This is a genomic window from Frigoribacterium sp. ACAM 257 (genome assembly GCF_007954365.1).
Classification (GTDB): domain Bacteria; phylum Actinomycetota; class Actinomycetes; order Actinomycetales; family Microbacteriaceae; genus Frigoribacterium.
The window spans coordinates 1,313,822-1,329,883 of the sequence record NZ_VOLO01000001.1; the positions used below are offsets into that span (position 1 = coordinate 1,313,822).

14 protein-coding genes are annotated in these 16,062 nt (G+C 70.1%); 4 read left to right on the forward strand and 10 right to left on the reverse strand.

The genetic code is table 11. The features are described 5' to 3' along the window. Positions 1–37: 37 nt before the first annotated feature. On the reverse strand, positions 38–769 hold the full coding sequence (locus ES689_RS06060; RefSeq protein ID WP_146901440.1) for a GPP34 family phosphoprotein: 732 nt from the start codon (positions 767–769) through the stop codon (positions 38–40). After that, the gene (locus tag ES689_RS06065; protein WP_146901443.1) at positions 766–1,638 is read right to left on the reverse strand and encodes a MerR family transcriptional regulator; all 873 of its coding nucleotides are present in this window, start codon (positions 1,636–1,638) and stop codon (positions 766–768) included. The genes ES689_RS06060 and ES689_RS06065 overlap by 4 nt, the downstream gene beginning before the upstream one ends. A 324-nt stretch (positions 1,639–1,962) precedes the next feature. On the opposite strand from ES689_RS06065, the gene ES689_RS06070 reads away from it, so the two are divergent. Beyond that, entirely contained in the window at positions 1,963–2,163 is a 201-nt protein-coding gene (locus tag ES689_RS06070) for a hypothetical protein (protein ID WP_146901446.1), read from the forward strand. 198 nt (positions 2,164–2,361) lie between these two features. Here ES689_RS06070 and ES689_RS06075 read toward each other — a convergent pair whose 3' ends face one another. The 7 genes from ES689_RS06075 to ES689_RS06115 form a co-directional block, all read right to left on the reverse strand. Beyond that, positions 2,362–3,141, reverse strand: coding sequence for a TetR family transcriptional regulator C-terminal domain-containing protein (locus ES689_RS06075; RefSeq protein WP_223269414.1), 780 nt, complete (start codon positions 3,139–3,141; stop codon positions 2,362–2,364). After that, the gene (locus ES689_RS06085; protein ID WP_223269415.1) at positions 3,138–5,372 is read right to left on the reverse strand and encodes a CocE/NonD family hydrolase; all 2,235 of its coding nucleotides are present in this window, start codon (positions 5,370–5,372) and stop codon (positions 3,138–3,140) included. The genes ES689_RS06075 and ES689_RS06085 overlap by 4 nt, the downstream gene beginning before the upstream one ends. After that, positions 5,369–5,515: a hypothetical protein gene (locus ES689_RS15550; protein ID WP_191330193.1), complete on the reverse strand. Its 147-nt coding sequence runs from the start codon at positions 5,513–5,515 to the stop codon at positions 5,369–5,371. Before ES689_RS15550 ends, ES689_RS06085 begins: the two co-directional genes overlap by 4 nt. 209 nt (positions 5,516–5,724) lie before the next feature. Then, entirely contained in the window at positions 5,725–8,040 is a 2,316-nt protein-coding gene (locus ES689_RS15825) for an ABC transporter ATP-binding protein (protein ID WP_223269416.1), read from the reverse strand. Then, positions 8,040–9,017, reverse strand: coding sequence for an ABC transporter permease (locus tag ES689_RS06105; protein WP_146901452.1), 978 nt, complete (start codon positions 9,015–9,017; stop codon positions 8,040–8,042). The genes ES689_RS15825 and ES689_RS06105 overlap by 1 nt, the downstream gene beginning before the upstream one ends. Continuing rightward, positions 9,014–10,111, reverse strand: a complete 1,098-nt coding sequence (locus ES689_RS06110) for an ABC transporter permease (protein ID WP_146901455.1) — start codon at positions 10,109–10,111, stop codon at positions 9,014–9,016. Before ES689_RS06110 ends, ES689_RS06105 begins: the two co-directional genes overlap by 4 nt. Next, a complete protein-coding gene (locus tag ES689_RS06115; RefSeq protein WP_146901458.1) occupies positions 10,108–11,712 on the reverse strand; it encodes an ABC transporter substrate-binding protein in 1,605 nt (534 codons plus the stop codon). The genes ES689_RS06110 and ES689_RS06115 overlap by 4 nt, the downstream gene beginning before the upstream one ends. A 340-nt stretch (positions 11,713–12,052) precedes the next feature. Here ES689_RS06115 and ES689_RS06120 point away from each other — a divergent pair, with 340 nt between their 5' ends. After that, on the forward strand, positions 12,053–12,679 hold the full coding sequence (locus ES689_RS06120) for a uracil-DNA glycosylase (protein ID WP_146901461.1): 627 nt from the start codon (positions 12,053–12,055) through the stop codon (positions 12,677–12,679). A gap of 53 nt (positions 12,680–12,732) precedes the next feature. On the opposite strand, the gene ES689_RS06125 is transcribed toward ES689_RS06120, so the two are convergent. Next, positions 12,733–13,266, reverse strand: coding sequence for a hypothetical protein (locus ES689_RS06125; RefSeq protein ID WP_146901464.1), 534 nt, complete (start codon positions 13,264–13,266; stop codon positions 12,733–12,735). Between the two features lie 161 nt (positions 13,267–13,427). Between ES689_RS06125 and ES689_RS06130 the strand changes: the two genes are divergently transcribed. Both ES689_RS06130 and ES689_RS16095 read left to right on the forward strand, forming a co-directional pair. Continuing rightward, positions 13,428–14,651 (forward strand): hypothetical protein, encoded by a 1,224-nt coding sequence (locus ES689_RS06130; protein WP_146901466.1) that lies wholly within the window; start codon positions 13,428–13,430, stop codon positions 14,649–14,651. 180 nt (positions 14,652–14,831) lie between these two features. Then, complete coding sequence (locus ES689_RS16095) at positions 14,832–15,863, forward strand: DNA cytosine methyltransferase (RefSeq protein WP_223269444.1); 1,032 nt, start codon at positions 14,832–14,834, stop codon at positions 15,861–15,863. Positions 15,864–16,062 lie beyond the last annotated feature (199 nt).

Consider the following 16,062-nt stretch of genomic DNA (forward strand, 5'->3'; position numbering starts at 1 on the left):
GAACGGGAGGAGGAGGGGCGCGAGACCCGGCAGCGGCTCAGTCGCGCAGCGACGGCAGCACGACGCTGACGAAGAGCGTGTTCGAGAGCACGGAGGCGGCGACCGCGGCAGCCGAGGCGGCGACGGCCTCGCCCGTGGCGGCGGCACCCCACTCGCCGCGCTGCAGCTCCTGCCCGCGGGTGTAGAGCGCGCCCGACCAGGGCAGGTCGCGGTGCAGCGCGGGCAGCGCCCCGCTGGCCGAGAGCAGGGCGGCGAGCGCGCCCGACCGCGGCGACGGCTCCTGGTCGTCGAGCAGCACCGGGGTCACGAGGGCGAGCAGCTCGTCGCGCCGACCGGTCCCGCCGTCCACGAGCGCCGTGGTCGGGATGAACCCGAGCGTCTTGCGGCCCTCGCGGCGCAGCGCCCCGCGCTCGACGACGCGGTCGATCACCGGCCCGCGCAGCCGTGGCCCGATCTCGAGCACCAGCGACCGCAGGTCGGTCGGCTTCTCATCGAGGCGACGCCACGTGGGGGCGAGCAGCGGGTCGGCGGGCTCCTGTCCCTCGACGGCGTGGACGAGTCGTCCGCGCAGCCCCGACCCGTGCTCGTCGACCGTGACCGCCCCGTCGAGGGCCAGCTCGGTGAGGACGGCGCCCGCCAGGGTGTGCAGCAGCGGGGTGCCCTCGGAGCGGATCGTGCCCGACTCCGGGTCGAAGAGCAGCACGAGCACGTCCTCGGCGAGCAGGGGCGCGGTGTCGAGGGAGGTGGTGGTGGGGTCGGTCTCGGTCATGGTCGTGTCCTCGGGTCGTGTTCGGGAGCAGGGGCAGGCACTCCCCCGGCAGCGGCGGTGGCGGAGGGAGCGGAGCCGGAGGGCACGGACGCAGCCGCCCCGTCTGCCTCCGCGGCGTCCAGCGCGGCCTCGAGCGCCTCCAGGTCGTCGTCCTTGCCGGCCGACACGAGGTACGCGCGGTAGAGAACCTCGAGCTGGGCCTGGTTGTACAGCTCGGTGACGGCGGCGCCGACCGTGGCCGTCGCCGACTCGGCGCCGTGCAGCGCCTGTGCGCCCGGGTCGGTGAGCCACGGGTAGGTCTCGAAGAGCTGGCCCATCGCGGGGGCGAGCGAGGCTCCGAGACGGCGTCGGGTCGCCCGGTCGGCGTCCGGGGTCAGCGCGTCGAAGGCGTCGTCGTCGGAGGTGCGGGGCTCGTCCCGCAGGATCGTCCGCAGGTCGTCCATCGCCGACTCGTCGTAGACCCGCGACCAGATCATCACGAGCGACCGGTCGGCCTCGCTGAGGTGGCGGCCCACGTCGCTGAAGCCTGCGGGCAGCTCGGCCGGCGAGCGGTGCTGCATGATCAGGGCGAGCTCGCCGCGGATGCGCTGCAGCCGCCCGATCGTGGCCTCGAGCTCGGCGTCGAGCACACGGAGGGCCGCGTCGGGGTGGTCGCCGGCGTCGCCGAGTGCCTGGACCTGAGCCAGCGGCACGCCGAGCTCGGTCAGCCGGGTGATCTGCAGCAGGCGGACCAGGTGCCGCACCTCGTACTGCTTGTAGCCGTTGCTCAGCCGCGACGGCTCCTCGAGCAGCCCGAGCTGGTGGTAGTAGCGGACGCTCTTGACGGTGGTGCCGGCCATCTCGGCCAGCTGTCGTGTGCTCCAGGCCATGGTCGCCTCCTCGTCGGTGTCGATGCCGGTGACGGCTTCGTCGCCGGAACGTGTCGCCGGCTACAGACGAGTAGAGCCCATGCCCCTGGGGCAGGGTCAAGCGATCCCCCGAGAAGTCGCCGACCGGTCGAGCCCGCCCTCAGCCGAGTGGTCGAGAACGGTTCTCCACCGACCGGAGGAGAACCGTTCTCGACCACTCGACGACGCCGCTCGGCGGCAGCACGTGTCACCCCCGCTACACCTGTCGTCCACATCCCCCTGCTCTGATGCCCGAGGCCCGTCACGATCACGGGGGCGGCGCCTCCACGATCACGAAGGACCAGGATGACCACCACCGCCGCACGACGCCCGCGCCGCCGCGCCCGCGTCGCCGCGGCCATTCTGCTGGTCACGGCCACCGCCGTCGGAGCCACGAGCACCGTCACGTCGGCCCGTGCCGACGACGCCGTCCCGCTGCTGACCACCGAGTCGGCGGCGTGGAGCTACCTCGAGACCGGAGTCGACCCCTCGGCCGGCAGCGCCTGACCCGGCTCGCGTCGCCCTCCCCCTTCGAGTGGTCACGAAGTGTCCTTCCGCGCCTCGGGAGCGACACTTCGTGACCACTCGCGGTGCCCCGCCGGCGACGACCTCAGCCTCGAGCTCGAGTGGTCCCGATTCGGCCCTCCGCACAGCGGAAGGGCCGAATTCGGACCAGTCGAGGTGGCCAGCGCGACTGAGAAGCCCTCAGGCGAAGGAGGCGCCCGTCTCGTGCCCGAGGAAAGTCCACATCCAGGTCAGCGCCAGCTCCGACGTCAGCCCCGGGGCCTTCTGCGCGAGCTGCGTCGCGACTCCGTCGCTGTACGCGGCGAGCTTGAGCGCCACCTCCGACGCACGATCTCCGGGGTCGTCCCCGACAGGACCGGCGCCCCGAGCCCCGAGCACCGGGAACGCGCCCGACTCCGCCCCGCGCCGCAGCGTCCGCGTGAGGCACGCCTCCCAGACGCGGATCCGCTCGACGTACTCCGCGGCGACCGCGGGCTTCCGAGCGACGGCCGTCCAGTAGTCCGACCAGAGCCGCCAGTGCTCGTCGCTCGCGTCCGTCGCGGCGAAGAGCGGCTCGACGAGCATCCGCACGCCGGCGACCGGGTCCGGCTCGGCGTCGACGGCCTCGATGATCGACGAGTAGAAGCGGGCCGTCTCGAGCACGACGACCTCGTTCAGGATCTCCGCGACGCTCTCGAAGTGGTACGTCACCGTGCCCACCGAGACGCCCGCCTCCCCCGCGATGTCGCGCAGCCGCGTGCCGCCGAGCCCCTCGCGCAGGATCACGCCGCGGGCCGCCTCCACGATCAGCGCCCGCCGCACGGCCGGCTTCTGCCGCCCGCCGCCCGCGGCGACAGCCGCGCCCGCAGCAGCGCCTGCAGCAGCCGTGGCAGCGCCTGCACCAGCACCAGCACCAGCAGAACCAGCCGCACCCGCAGCCGCAGCCGAGGAGGCGCCGCTCCCGTCCCCGACCCCGCTCACGCCGACGTCCTCGGTACCCGGTCCTCGAACTGCCGCGAGGCGACGACGACGACCGGCGCCTCCGGCCCGCCGTCCCGAGCCCACGCCTGCACGGTGTTGACGACGACGAACTCGTCCCGCGTCGCCGTCAGCCGTGACGTCGTCTCGAGCCACGCCCGCCACGACGGCTTCTCGAGCCCGATCGCCCAGCGCGACTCCGCCGAGGCCGACAGCGGGTCGCCGTCGGTGATGCGATAGGTCTCGCGGCTGTCCTCGGTGAAGACGAGGCCGTCGGGGTACTCTCGCCCGCCGCCGTAGCCGGGGTCGACGTCGAGCACCCACTCGCCCGTGCCGACGTCGTGCGAGACGCTGCGCTGCGGCAGGTCCGACGCGGCGGGCAGTGCGCGCACGGCGAGCGGCGTCGCTCGGGTCGGCTCCTCGAAGCGCACCCCGTCGTCGCCGCTCCGCGTCCAGACGGGCAGCGTCACCGAGCTGTGCCGCGGGTCGATCGTGAGGGCCGCCTCGTCGGGGTGCGGCCAGATCCAGGGCCAGTAGGCGGAGGAGACGGCCACCCGGAGGCGGTGGCCGACCGGGAAGGAATGTCCGGTCGAGACCAGCGCGACCTGCACGTCTTCCTCGACCCCCGCCTCCATCGGGACGTTCTGCTCTCGCCCGAGGCGCGCGTTCAGATTGAGGACGCCGCGGGTGACGAGCGTCGAGCTGCCGTCGGGGGCGACGTCGCAGAGCCGGACGATGACCGTGGCCGACGTCCGGTCGCTCGTCAGCGCGAGGTCGACGACGACGTTCCCCAGCAGGTCGAGGGGCGCCTCCGTGACCAGCAGGTCGAAGCAGGCCGAGCGGCCGTCCTCGCCGCGCTGGTCGGGCGGCAGGTCGGTGGCGTTGCCGAAGGGGAAGAAGCGTCCGGCGTCGAGGCCGGTGCTCTGCGGCGAGCGCACCGACACCGGTCCGTGCTCGCCGCCGGTGAGCAGCTCGAGCGACTCGACCTGCGCCGTGGTCGCCGCCGACGGCCAGGCCTCGGCGGCGACCCAGCGGCCGGTCCGCTCGGAGTAGAACGTCGCGGGAGGCTCCGAGTCGTTGATCCAGGCCCGCAGCGCCGGCTCGTCGTCGACGCCGTTCGGGTCGTCGAGCAGCCAGCGGTCCCACCAGCGCAGCGTCTCCTGCAGGAACCCGATGCCCGGCCCGGGAGCCAGCCCGCGGTCCGGGTACTGGTGCGACCAGGGCCCGACGATGCCCTTGACAGGGGCATCGAGGTTCGCGACGAGCCGCAGCACGGCGTCCCGGTAGGGGTCGGCCCAGCCACCGACGGCGAGCACCGCGGCCGTGATCGAGGAGTAGTCCTCGCAGACGCTGCCGTGCCGCCAGTAGTCGTCGCGCTCCTGGTGGGCGAGCCAGGTCGGCGTCATCGGCCGGTTGTGCTCGAGCCGTTCGCGCCACTGCGCGATCCAGTCGGCGCCGACCACCTCGGGCCGTGGCGGACGGGAGTTGAACGCGAACATCGTCCCTCCCCAGGCCGCCATGTCGATGCCGAGCACCGCGCCGCCCATGTAGTGGACGTCGTTGTCGTACCGGTCGTCGGTCGAGCACACGGTGACGATCGCCTTGAGCGCGGCCGGCGCGCGACCGGCGAGCTGGAGAGCGTTGAACCCGCCCCACGAGATCCCGAACATGCCGACCGCGCCCGTCGACCACGGCTGTGCGGCGAGCCACTCGATCAGGGCGAGGCCGTCGTCGAGCTCCTGCACCGAGTACTCGTCGTCGAACAGCCCGTCGCTCGACCCCGTGCCCCGGATGTCCACCCGCACCGACGCGTACCCCCGCGCCGCGTACCAGGGGTGCCGCTCACTGTCGCGCGGAGCCGTCCAGTCGTCGAGCCGGTACGGCAGGTACTCGAGCAGCACCGGCACGGGATGCGCGACCCGCGGCGCCCAGATCCGCGCGTGCAGCCGCGTGCCGTCCGGCAGCGGCACCCACTCGTCGCGCACGTCGACCTCGTGCAGCACATTGGGGTCGCGAAGGAGGCGCGGGTCGCGACCGGCGGACCGGTCGCCCTTGGCGCCGTGCGCGTGCTGGTCGCACTGCGCGCCCTGCTCCGCCTGCTCCGCCTGCTCCGCCTGCTCCGCCTGCTCCGCCTGCTCCGCCTGCTCCGCCTGCTCGGCCTGCTCGGCCTGCTCGGCCTGCTCGGCCTGCTCCGCCTGCTCGGCCTGCTCGGCCGGCTCGCCCTGCTCGCTCACGAGGCGCTCCCGTCGCGACCTCGGGCCTGTTCGCGCTCACGCAGGCGGCGCAGGAGGTGCGCCTCCGCAGCGATGCCGCCCTCCGCCTCCTCGTCGCCGGCCCGGTCGTGCAGCCGGTCCCCGCCGTGGACGCTGGTCCTCACGGCACTCCTCGGGGCGCTGATCCGTTCCGTGCCGGATCGCTCCGTGCCGATCCGTTCCGTGCCGGACCGATGTGCGGCGGTCCGTTCCGTACCGGATCGCTCTGCGCCGATCCGTCCCGTACCGAATCGCTCCGCAACACTCCGTTCCGTACCGGATCGCTCCGTGCCGCGCGTCCCCGCCACAGCCCTCCTGGTCACGTCCTCGTTCCTCACATCGCCTCCCAGCGCTTGATCCGGTGTCCGTTCCCGTGATCGTCCCAGCCGTCGGCGTCGCGCCAGCGCGGGCGGCCGTCGCCGACGCTCGGCAGCTCGGTGGTGCCCGGGTCGAGCGTCGCGTCGAGCAGCGTCCGCGTGTACGGATGGGTCGGGCCGGAGAAGACGGCGTCGGCCGGGCCGACCTCCACGATCTGTCCGCCGGTCATGACGGCGACGCGGTCGGCCACCCCGCGCACGACGGCGAGGTCGTGGCTGATGAAGAGGCAGCTCAGCCCCTTCTCGTCGCGGAGCCCCGTCAGCAGGTCGAGCACCCCCGCCTGCACCCGCACGTCGAGCGCGGTCGTGATCTCGTCGGCGATGATCAGCTCGGGGCCGGCGGCGAGCGCGCGGGCGATGCCGACGCGCTGGCGCTGTCCGCCCGAGAGCTGGGCCGGCAGGCGTGCGGCGAAGTCCGGCGAGAGCCCGACCTCGACCAGCAGCTCGGCGACGCGATCAGCCCGTGCGGAGCCCGTCAGCCCCGTGAACAACGTCAGCGGCCGGGCGATCGCGGCGCCGACGGTGCGGCGGGGGTTGAGCGACGTGTCCGCGTTCTGGAACACCAGCTGCACCGACCGCCGCAGCTCGGCCGTGCGACGGGCGACGGGCTGAGTGAGGTCGCCCTCGACGCCGTCCGCGCCGCGGAACGTGAACGACCCCGACTCCGCCGGGATCAGCCCCGCCATCGCCGTCGCGAGCGTCGACTTGCCGGAGCCCGACTCCCCCACCACGGCCAGCGTCTCCCGCCGGCCGATCTCGAGCGACACACGGTCGACGGCTGCGGGCAGCCCGCGTCCGTACCGCACGACGAGCTCGCGTGCGACGACGACCGCCTCCGCCTGCGCGCTGGGCGCTGCTGTCTCGCTGCCGGTGGCGTGCCCAGAGCTGTCAGCGCGACCCGCACCTGCCGCGAACCCCGGAGTGGACGATGCACCCCGCAACGACGGGGTGTTCGGTCCACTCGAGGGTGCATCGCCGCCGGGAACGCTGGTCCCCCGCACCGCACCTGGAGCGTGCCCGGTCCCGTCAACGCGACCCGAACCTCCTTCGTGCCCCGTTCCGGACAACGTGCCGCGCTGTGCCGCGTCACCGTGTCCGGAACGCGTCAGGTCACTCGCAGCACCTTCAGCGCCCGCAGCGCCCGCAGCGCCCGCAGCGCCCGCAGCACCAGCAGCACCAGCAACGCCAGCAGCGCCAGCAGCGCCAGCAGCGCCAGCGGCAGACTCACCCGCAGGAGGCGCGGCGCCGTCCCCGGCACCGCCCACCACGCGACTCACCCGCGCCAAGAACCGCGTTCCGAACGATGAACCGCGTTTTGTCCCGGTCCTTGGTTCGGAACCCTGTTCATGGTGGTCATTAGCGTCAGCGCCAGACCCGCCGGCGCCGCCGCCGACGCGCGGGATGCTCGCGAGCAGCTCCCGCGTGTAAGCATCGCGCGGGTCGGCGAACAGGTCCGCGGTCGCCCGGTGCTCGACGACGACCCCGTCGCGCATGACGGCGATCTCGTCGGCCATGCTCGAGACGACGCCGAGGTCGTGGCTCACGAGCAGGATCGCCATGTCGAGCTCGACGGCGAGGTCGCGGATCAGCTCGAGCACGGCCGACTGCGTGACGACGTCGAGCGCGGTCGTCGGCTCGTCGAGCACGAGCAGCATGGGACGCGCCGCGACGGCCATCGCGATCGCGATGCGCTGCTGCTGCCCTCCGGAGAGCTGGTGCGGATACCGCCGCACGATCCCCTGGGGGTCGGGCAGCCGCACGTGCCGGACGAGCTCGAGCACCCGCTCGTGCCCGCCGGGCAGTCCGTGGCTCTCGAGCGCCTCGCGCAACTGTCGGCCGACGCGCATCGACGGAGTCAGCGCCTGTCCGGCGTTCTGGGCGACGAGTGCTGCCGTGCCGCCGCGCAGTGCACGCCGGGCCCGCTCGTCGAGCGCGAAGACGTCTGAACCGGCCACGGTGACGCTGCCGCCGACGATCCGCGAGCCCCGCCGGAGGTGCGCCAGCAGCGTCCGAGCCACCGTCGACTTGCCGCTGCCGCTCTCGCCGACGAGGCCGAGTGCGCGGCCGGCGGCGATGTCGAAGCTGACGCCGCGCACCACGGGCACCTCGCGTCGCCCGGCCGAGTACGAGATCGAGAGGTCGTCGACACGGACGACGAGGTCGCGGGCGGTCTCGCCGACCGCACCCGCGCCTCCTCGTGTCGCGCCTGCAGCAGCACCAGGAGCCGAACCGAAGGAGGCGCCCCCAGGCTGGCCGAGATCACGAGCGCTCATCAGATCGCCCCCTTCTGTGCCCGGTCCACGCCGAGCGTCTTGCTGAGTCCGTCGGCGCTGAGGTTGAGGCCGATCACGAGGGTGGCGAGCGCGACGACGGGGGCGAGGGTCCCGAGCGGCACGACGGTGAGGGCGGTGCGGTTCTCCTGCACCATGAGCCCCCAGTCGGGAGTCGGCGGGTTCGCGCCGAACCCCAGGAACGACAGCGTCGAGATCAGCAGCACGATCCAGGAGGCGCGCATCGCGAACTCGACGAGCACCACGTCGGTGACGTTCGGCAGGATCTCGCGGAACACGATGCTGAGCGCTCCCTCGCCGCGGGCGCGGGCGGCGGTGACGTAGTCCTGGGTGATGACGGTGCGGGCGGCGCCGCGGACGACGCGCGTCACGGCCGGTGCGTACACGACGGTGACGGCGAGCACGATGACCCACAGCCCCGAGTCGAACACGGTCACGACGACGAGCAGCGCGAGGATCGACGGCACGCTGAGCAGCGCGTCCACGATGCGCATGACGACCTCGTCGAACCAGTTGTCGGCGTAGGCGGTGACGCAGCCGAGCACCGTGCCGATGCCGACGGCGATCGTCGTCGCGAGGAACGTCACGAGCAGCGCGTACTGGCCGCCGTGCAGGGTGCGCGAGAGGATGTCGCGGCCGTACTGGTCGGTGCCGAGCCAGTGCGACCAGCTCGCGCCGCTGAGTGCTGCGGTGGAGTCGGTCATGACGGGATCGTGTCCCGAGATCAGCGGGGCGAGCACGGCGAGCAGCACGTGCAGCGCGATGAGTCCCAGCCCGATGCCGAGGGCCGAGGAGGCGCTGATGCTGCTGCCGAGACCGGTCCAGACCGAGCGCAGCCGCGTCGCGATCGGGGCTGATCCGTGACGAGACGGATCACCGCCGGGACCCGATCCGTCGCGTGACGGATCAGCCCCAGGAGCAACAGCCCCGGAGGCAGGAGGAGGCGTGATCGTGCTCATGAGCGGGCCTTCCGTCGGGTGCGCAGCCGCGGGTCGAGCGCGAGGGCGATCAGGTCGGCCGCGAGGTTGCAGACGACGTAGACGAGCGCGCTGACGACGGCGATCGCCTGGATGGTGGGCAGGTCGCGGTTGAAGACCGACTCGAGCATGAGCTTGCCCATGCCCGGGTAGTTGAAGACGTTCTCGACGACGACGACTCCCCCGAGCAGCCACGCCACGTTGAGGGCGACGACGTTGAGGGTCGGCAGCAGGGCGCTCGGCACGGCGTGGCGCCAGACGACCTGGCGGGTCGAGAGGCCCTTGAGCTCGGCGGTGGTGACGAACTCCGACGCCATCACGTCGATGGTCGACGAGCGCGCCGTCCGGACGATGTACGCCGCCATGGCGAGGGTCAGCACGATGGCGGGCAGCCACACGCTCGGCAGCAGCTCCGTCACGGTGGCGCTGTCGCCGCGCAGCACGACGGCCGGGAAGATCGGGATGGCGACCGCGAACAACAGCACGAGGATCGTCGCGACCATGAACTCCGGCACGCTCATCACGACCAGGCTGATCAGCGAGATGGTGTGGTCGCTCGGGCGGCCGCGGCGCACGCCCGCGACGACGCCGAGCGTCAGCGATAGGGTGACGCCGACGAGCAGGGCCGGCACGGCGATCAACATGCTGTTGCGGAACGCGACGAGCAGGTCGGGCCCGACCGGGGCACCGCTGACCAGCGAGATGCCGAAGTCGCCATGGCTGGCGCCGACGAGCCACTGGCCGTAGCGGGCCCAGACGTTCTGGTCGAGTCCGAGCGTCTCGCGCAGGGCGGCGACCGCGTCGGGCGTCGCGTCCTGGCCGAGCAGCTGCTGCGCGACGTCGCCGGGCAGCGCCTGCACCGCGAAGAACACGAAGAAGGAGGCGAGCAGCACGGTGAGCAGGGCGGTGCCGACCCGGCGCAGCACGAGCAGGGCGGTCGTGGCGGCCGCGCTGCCGGGTCGGGAGCCTCCTCGTGGCGAGGGGGCGCCTCCTCGGTTCTGCTTCTCGGCGTCCGTCGACGGACGCGGCTGACCCGGCTGCGGCTGACCCGGCGGGCTGGTGATCTCGGTGCTCATGCGCGCAGTCCGATCTGGAGGTAGTCGAACTCGAAGCCGTACTCGCGGTAGTTGACGACGTTCCGGCCGAGGCCGACAAGCCGGTCGCCGAACATCGGGGTCATGTCCGCGGAGTCCTCGACGATGACGCGCTGGGCGTCCTGGTAGAGCATCCGGCGACGGTCGTCGTTCATCTCGGCGCGAGCGGAGTCGAGCAGCCCGTCGAAGGTCGGGTTCGACCAGGCGCTCTCGTTGTACGACGAGCCGGTGCGGAAGATCTGGTTCAGCAGCTGGTCGATCGGGCGGCCGGTGAACCAGTAGCTGACCATCAACGGCTTCTGCATCCAGATCTGTGTGTAGTACGAGTCCGAGGAGGCGTTGCGCACGACGAGATCGATGCCCGCCTCCTTCACCTGGTCGCGGTACGCGACGGCCATCGGGGTGAAGACCGACTCGTAGCTGGACGTGTAGATCTCGGTGCGGAACCCTTCGCGACCGGCCTGCTTGAGCAGTGCCCGGGCCTTGTCGGGGTCGTGCTGGCGCTGCTCGTCGAGCCAGACCGCCTGGGTGGGAGGCACGGGGTTGTCCCACCCCGGCGAGCCGGTGCCCTGCAGGGCGGTGTCGACGATGGCCTGGGGGTCGTAGGCGAACTTCATGGCCTGGCGGACCAGCGGGTCGCTGAACTCGGCGGAGGTGTACAGCATCGGGATCGTGTACCACTGCGCGTTGGCGGAGCGGGCGACGGTGGAGGTGCTCGAGGCGCTGACGACCTGGGCGGTGGCGAAGTCGAGGTTGGTCTGCGAGATGAGGTCGATCTGGCCGGCGAGCAGGGCGTTGACGCGGGCCGTCGTGTCCTGGATCGAGTAGAAGTCGATCCCGTCGAGCACCGGACGTCCGGCGAAGTGGTCCTCGAACGCCTCGATGCTGCCCGTCCCCGCAGGCTCGAAGCTGCTCAGCTTGAACGGCCCCGTGCCGATGCCGGTCGTGCCGATCCCGTTCGGGTCGCCGGCCTCGGCGCTGCCCTCGGGGACGATGTAGCACTGGTACGCCGTCAGCAGCGAGGGGAACTCGGCGTTGGCCGTCAGCAGCTCGAAGCGGAGGGTGAGCGGGTCGGGGGCGCTCATGCTGCCCGGGCCGATCATGGCGGCGAGCACCTCGCCCTGGGGCGAGCCGGTGTCGGGGTCGAGGATGTGCTCGATCGAGTAGATGGCGTCGGCGGCGGTGAAGCGGCGTCCGTCGTGGAACGTGACGCCCTGGCGCAGGCGGAAGGTCCAGGTGACGCCGTCGGGGGTGGCGGACCACTCCTCGGCGAGGTCGGGCACGGTGACGCCCTGTTCGTCGAGCTTGACGAGGCGGTTGTAGAGGGCGCCGAGGTACTCGTAGGCCGAGAGGGAGCTGGCCGAGTCGAGGGTCTCCGCGGCGGAGGCGGCGGGTCGCGCGATGCGCAGGCGTCCGCCGCTCTTCGCTGTGCCGGTGGCAGCGGCCTCGGGGATGGTCGGGTTGCTCCGTGCCGGCGTGCAGCCCGACAGGGTGAGCAGGCCGAGCCCGGCGAGCCCGGCGGCGCCGGCCAGCACGGTGCGCCGGCTCAGGCCGGATCGGTGTTCAGGGACGATCGGTGTCATGCGGGGATGGCCTTCCGTTTATCGTTCCGCTGAACGATAAGGGACTTGCGGCCCTGCCGCGAGGCCGTCAGACCGTAGGAGGCGCCGCCTGCGTGCGCACTCTGCACCCCGCAATCCCCGCAGCTACGGGCCTTCCGCGGGGCTCGTGCCCTCCCCCTCCCGCCCCCGAAGCTTCACGCACTCGTTACACGGGCCGCACGTCTGCCCACAAACCATTCCCCCAGCTCGTGGTGGGCACGGTATGGGCGAGTGGTCACTATCGGTCATTTATGTCCGCTTTAGCGACATGTCTTGACCACTCGACAGCTGTCCTCCCCCGTCCGGGCACTAGGTTCACTGCATGCCCAGGCAGATGGCGGACCCCGCGTTCCGAGCCGAACAGACAGCGGAAGCGTCGACGGCAGCGCACGTCGCACCGATCAATGCTTTCGTCGATCACATCCGAGATCGGGACGGACGCGGTTGGGCGCCATACGTCCCGCCCCACCACGGCGGCATCGATGCTCGCGTCGTCAGCATCCTGCGCGACCCCGGCCCCGCAACGCAGGTCGGGATCGGCTCGGGATTTCTTAGCACCGAGAACGACGACCCGACCGCCGAGCGCATGGCGAGGCTCTTCGACCGTGTCGGTATCGCCTCAAGAGTGGTGCTGCCGTGGAATGCTTACCCCTGGTACATCAACGCGGCTCCCAACGCAGCACAGTCGCAGGCCGGGGCCGTGGCCCTCCTCGAACTGCTCGAGTTGACGCCCGGGATGGAAGCCGTCCTCCTCCAAGGCCGAGACGCTCAGAGGGCTTGGCAGCGTGCGTGTGCGCTGGACCCGAACCTGGGGTCCCGATATTCGGTTCACGCCACGATCCACCCCGGCCGACAGGCCCTGTTCCACCCCGATCCGGAGGAGCGTCGTCGGCGAATCGCCCACCAGGAGGACACCTTCGAACTCATCGCTGCCGAGCTCAGCGTGTGACAGTTCGGCTCAGACCGTTCCGTTAGAGCGCGCCCATCACAGCTGGCCGATGATCAACCCCTCCGATTCGCGAACGGGTAGCTCCCGTGCTCGGCCTTGAAGGCCTGCAGGTACTGCTGCTCGACCGCCAGCGCAGATTCACCGGGCGTCTCCAACCAGGCAACGAGGAGATCCTGCGACGTCTCGAGCTGCCAGAGCGAACGGCCACCCGAGTGATTTGTCGCCTGCCGGCTGAACGCCCCCACCCGACGGTGGAGACCGACCTTGCCTTCTGCCTTTCCGATGTAGACGACCGGCACGTCCGTCATCCACCTCTCGCGAAGGTGCGCCGACGGATAGGGCGGCCACTTGTCGATGACGTTCGAATCGAGGAACTCGGGTTCTTGGTCCAGTTCATGCACCACCACGTAGACCCCGTGCCGACGAGGGAGTTGCGTGCGGTCCATCCCGATCAGCGGCACGAACCCGACGAAGCCGACACGCTCAAGCTCCAGCCGGTTCCACGCAGCGGGAACCGCAGTGAGGGAAGGCGCCTCCGTCGAGCTCATCGCCCTGTCGCGCTCATGCTCCGAATTGTCGTCGTCCACGCCAGGATCATCGCATCCGCGGGACAAGGTCGGTACCTGGTGTGCGCTGGATCTGAACTATTGTCAACTCAGACCCGACCCGACCCGACCCGACCCGACCCGACCCGACCCAACCCGTGACTACCCGCTCAGGGATCGCACGAGCATGCCTGGAGGAACCCATGAGCGACGACATCGAGCTGATCAGCGATGGAGAAGGTGTGGCCATCGTCGGTCCCGCCGAGGCAGTGGATCGCTTTCTCGCTGCGGAGGGACTCGACTCGCGCGACCTCGGTCTCGGGCGCGTCAGGCCGGCGCTGATCGCCTCGGGCGCTCTCGAGGCGGGCGCGAAGATCGCGGAGCACTCAGGCCGATGGGTGAAGCTCACGAAGCAGTCCGCAGAGGCCATGAAGAAGTACGACGTCATGAAGGGTGCCGGCAAGGGTCTCAGCCGCGGAGTCTTGACGGAGAACGGGAAGATCAAGGGCCTGATCCAGTTCTCACGCGGCGGCGTGAGCACCTTGACCAACCCTGCAGTCCTAGCGGGTGCGGCAGGCATCATGGCGCAGGTCGCGATGCAGCAACAGATGGACGAGATCAGTGAGTATCTCGAGGAGATCGACGCCAAGGTCGACGACGTCCTTCGAGGGCAGAAGGATGCGGTGCTGGCCGACATGGTCGGCGTCGACCTGGTCATCAAGGACGCCATGACTGTTCGCGGCGAGGTCGGACGCGTTTCCGAGATCACCTGGTCCAAGGTTCAGACCACCTCCACCACCATCGCGCGAACGCAGGTCTATGCCCTGCGTCAGCTCGACGCTCTTGCCGAGTCGTTGGAGAAGAAGAAGATGTCGGAGCTCGAGGATGCGACCCGGGAGGTCGAGTCGAGGGCCCAGGAGTGGTTCGCGGTCTTGGCGAGCTGTTTCCAACTCCAGGACGGCCTGTCGGTACTGGAACTGGATCGCGTCCTCGACGCGTCACCGGAAGACCTCGACAACCACCGCCAGGGCCTCATGGCGGCACGCGACAAGCGCCTCGAGGTCATTGCCAGCAGGACGGAGATCCTGGTGGATCGACTCGAGGCAGCCGCGGATCTGGCAACGTCCAAGGTCCTGCTGCACCCCCTCGCATCGGGTTCCATCGTCCGCTCCAGCAACAATGTCGGCTCGGACATCACACGGTTCCAAGACGGTCTGGGCATCGAGAACTCTCACGACGTACAGGAAGCCAAACGTTGGACCACCGCAGTTGTCGAGATGCGCGACACGGCCATCGATCGCGGCGGTGACGGCGTCGACGCGGCGAAGCGCCTGGGCGACGAGACTCTCGACCGGGCCAAATCCGTGTCGGTCCTGGTGACGAGCAAGCTGGCAGACCGAGCTCGTCGCTGGCAGAAGAGCGACTAGATCTGCCTAATGGCGCACGAGGACTTCGCCGTCATTAGGTTCGAGACATCCCAGTTCGGCGAGCACTGCCTGTTTTCGGGTGACTGACGCCACGCCCCTCGATCCGTTGTTGACTTGTCGACGATAAGATCGCTGGTCATGACCTTTGCACAGCCGGCCTTCCCTCCTTCGGCCGCCCAGATGGTGGATCTCTTCGCCGGTCCTGGTGGGTTGGATGTTGCCGCAAGCTGGTTGGGGTTGTCCGTGGCTGGCGTCGAGTGGGACGAAAACGCTTGCGCGACGAGACGGTCTGCGGGGCTGGAAACCGTGCAAGGTGATGTGCGGGAACACAGTCCGAAAGAGTTTCCTCATGCAACGATCCTCACCGGGGGCCCCCCGTGCCAGACGTATACCGTGGCCGGGGCAGGTGCCGGTCGTAAGGCGTTGAACCAAGTCCTGTCATTTATTGACCGTATGGCCGACGGGGATAATGTCTCTAAGGAGCTGGCCGCCTTGGATGATGAACGAACTGGTCTCGTGCTTCAACCGCTGCGGTGGGCGCTCGAGGCGCATCGGTCGGGAAAACCCTACGAGGTGATCGTCTTCGAGCAGGTACCAGCGGTCCTGCCCGTTTGGGAGGCCATGGGCAAAGTTCTGCAGTCTCTCGGTTATAACGCCGTTACCGGCATACTTCACGCGGAGGAGTACGGAGTTCCGCAGACCCGCCGCCGAGCAATCTTGATCGCGAACCGATACCAGACCCCCGTCCTGCCAGCCCCGACTCACCACCGGTTTAGGAACAGGCAGGTGGAAGCCCTCGCGACTCGACCTACGTTGCTGCCGTACCGAAGTATTGGCGAGACCTTGGACCGAGTCGAGCCTTATGAACTGGTGTCTAACTATGGGACCGGCGGTGACCCGAAGGCCCGCGGCCGGCGAACTTCAAAAGAACCAGCCTTCACAGTCACTGGGAAAGTTTCCCGGAACCGCCTGTTCTCTGACAAAGGTGAGCTCAGGCGCCTCATGGTCTCAGAAGCGGGTCGACTCCAGACCTTTCCTGCTGACTACCCATGGTCGGGCAAGGACGTATCCCAGCAGGTCGGTAACGCAATTCCACCGCGTCTGGCGGCTCACGTTCTAGCGGCTGCTCTCGGTCGAGAGCTCCCCCCCGATTTCCTGGACTTGATGACGAAGAGACCGTGGATTCCATCCACAACGAGTCCTCGCTTCTAGCACAAGAAAAGGAGTCGGCCCCCGTCAGCCCATCCCACGGAGGGCCCCGAACGTGGGTCCCGACCCGCCACTGGACCTCGATCCGGGTTCTGATCTGAAATCGCCCCGCGCACCCAGCTACAGCACTGCCTGCACAGCCAGCTACGAGCCTCTGCGGCCCTTTGCTTTAAATTAGTGGCGCGTATGACGGCGTTCCCAC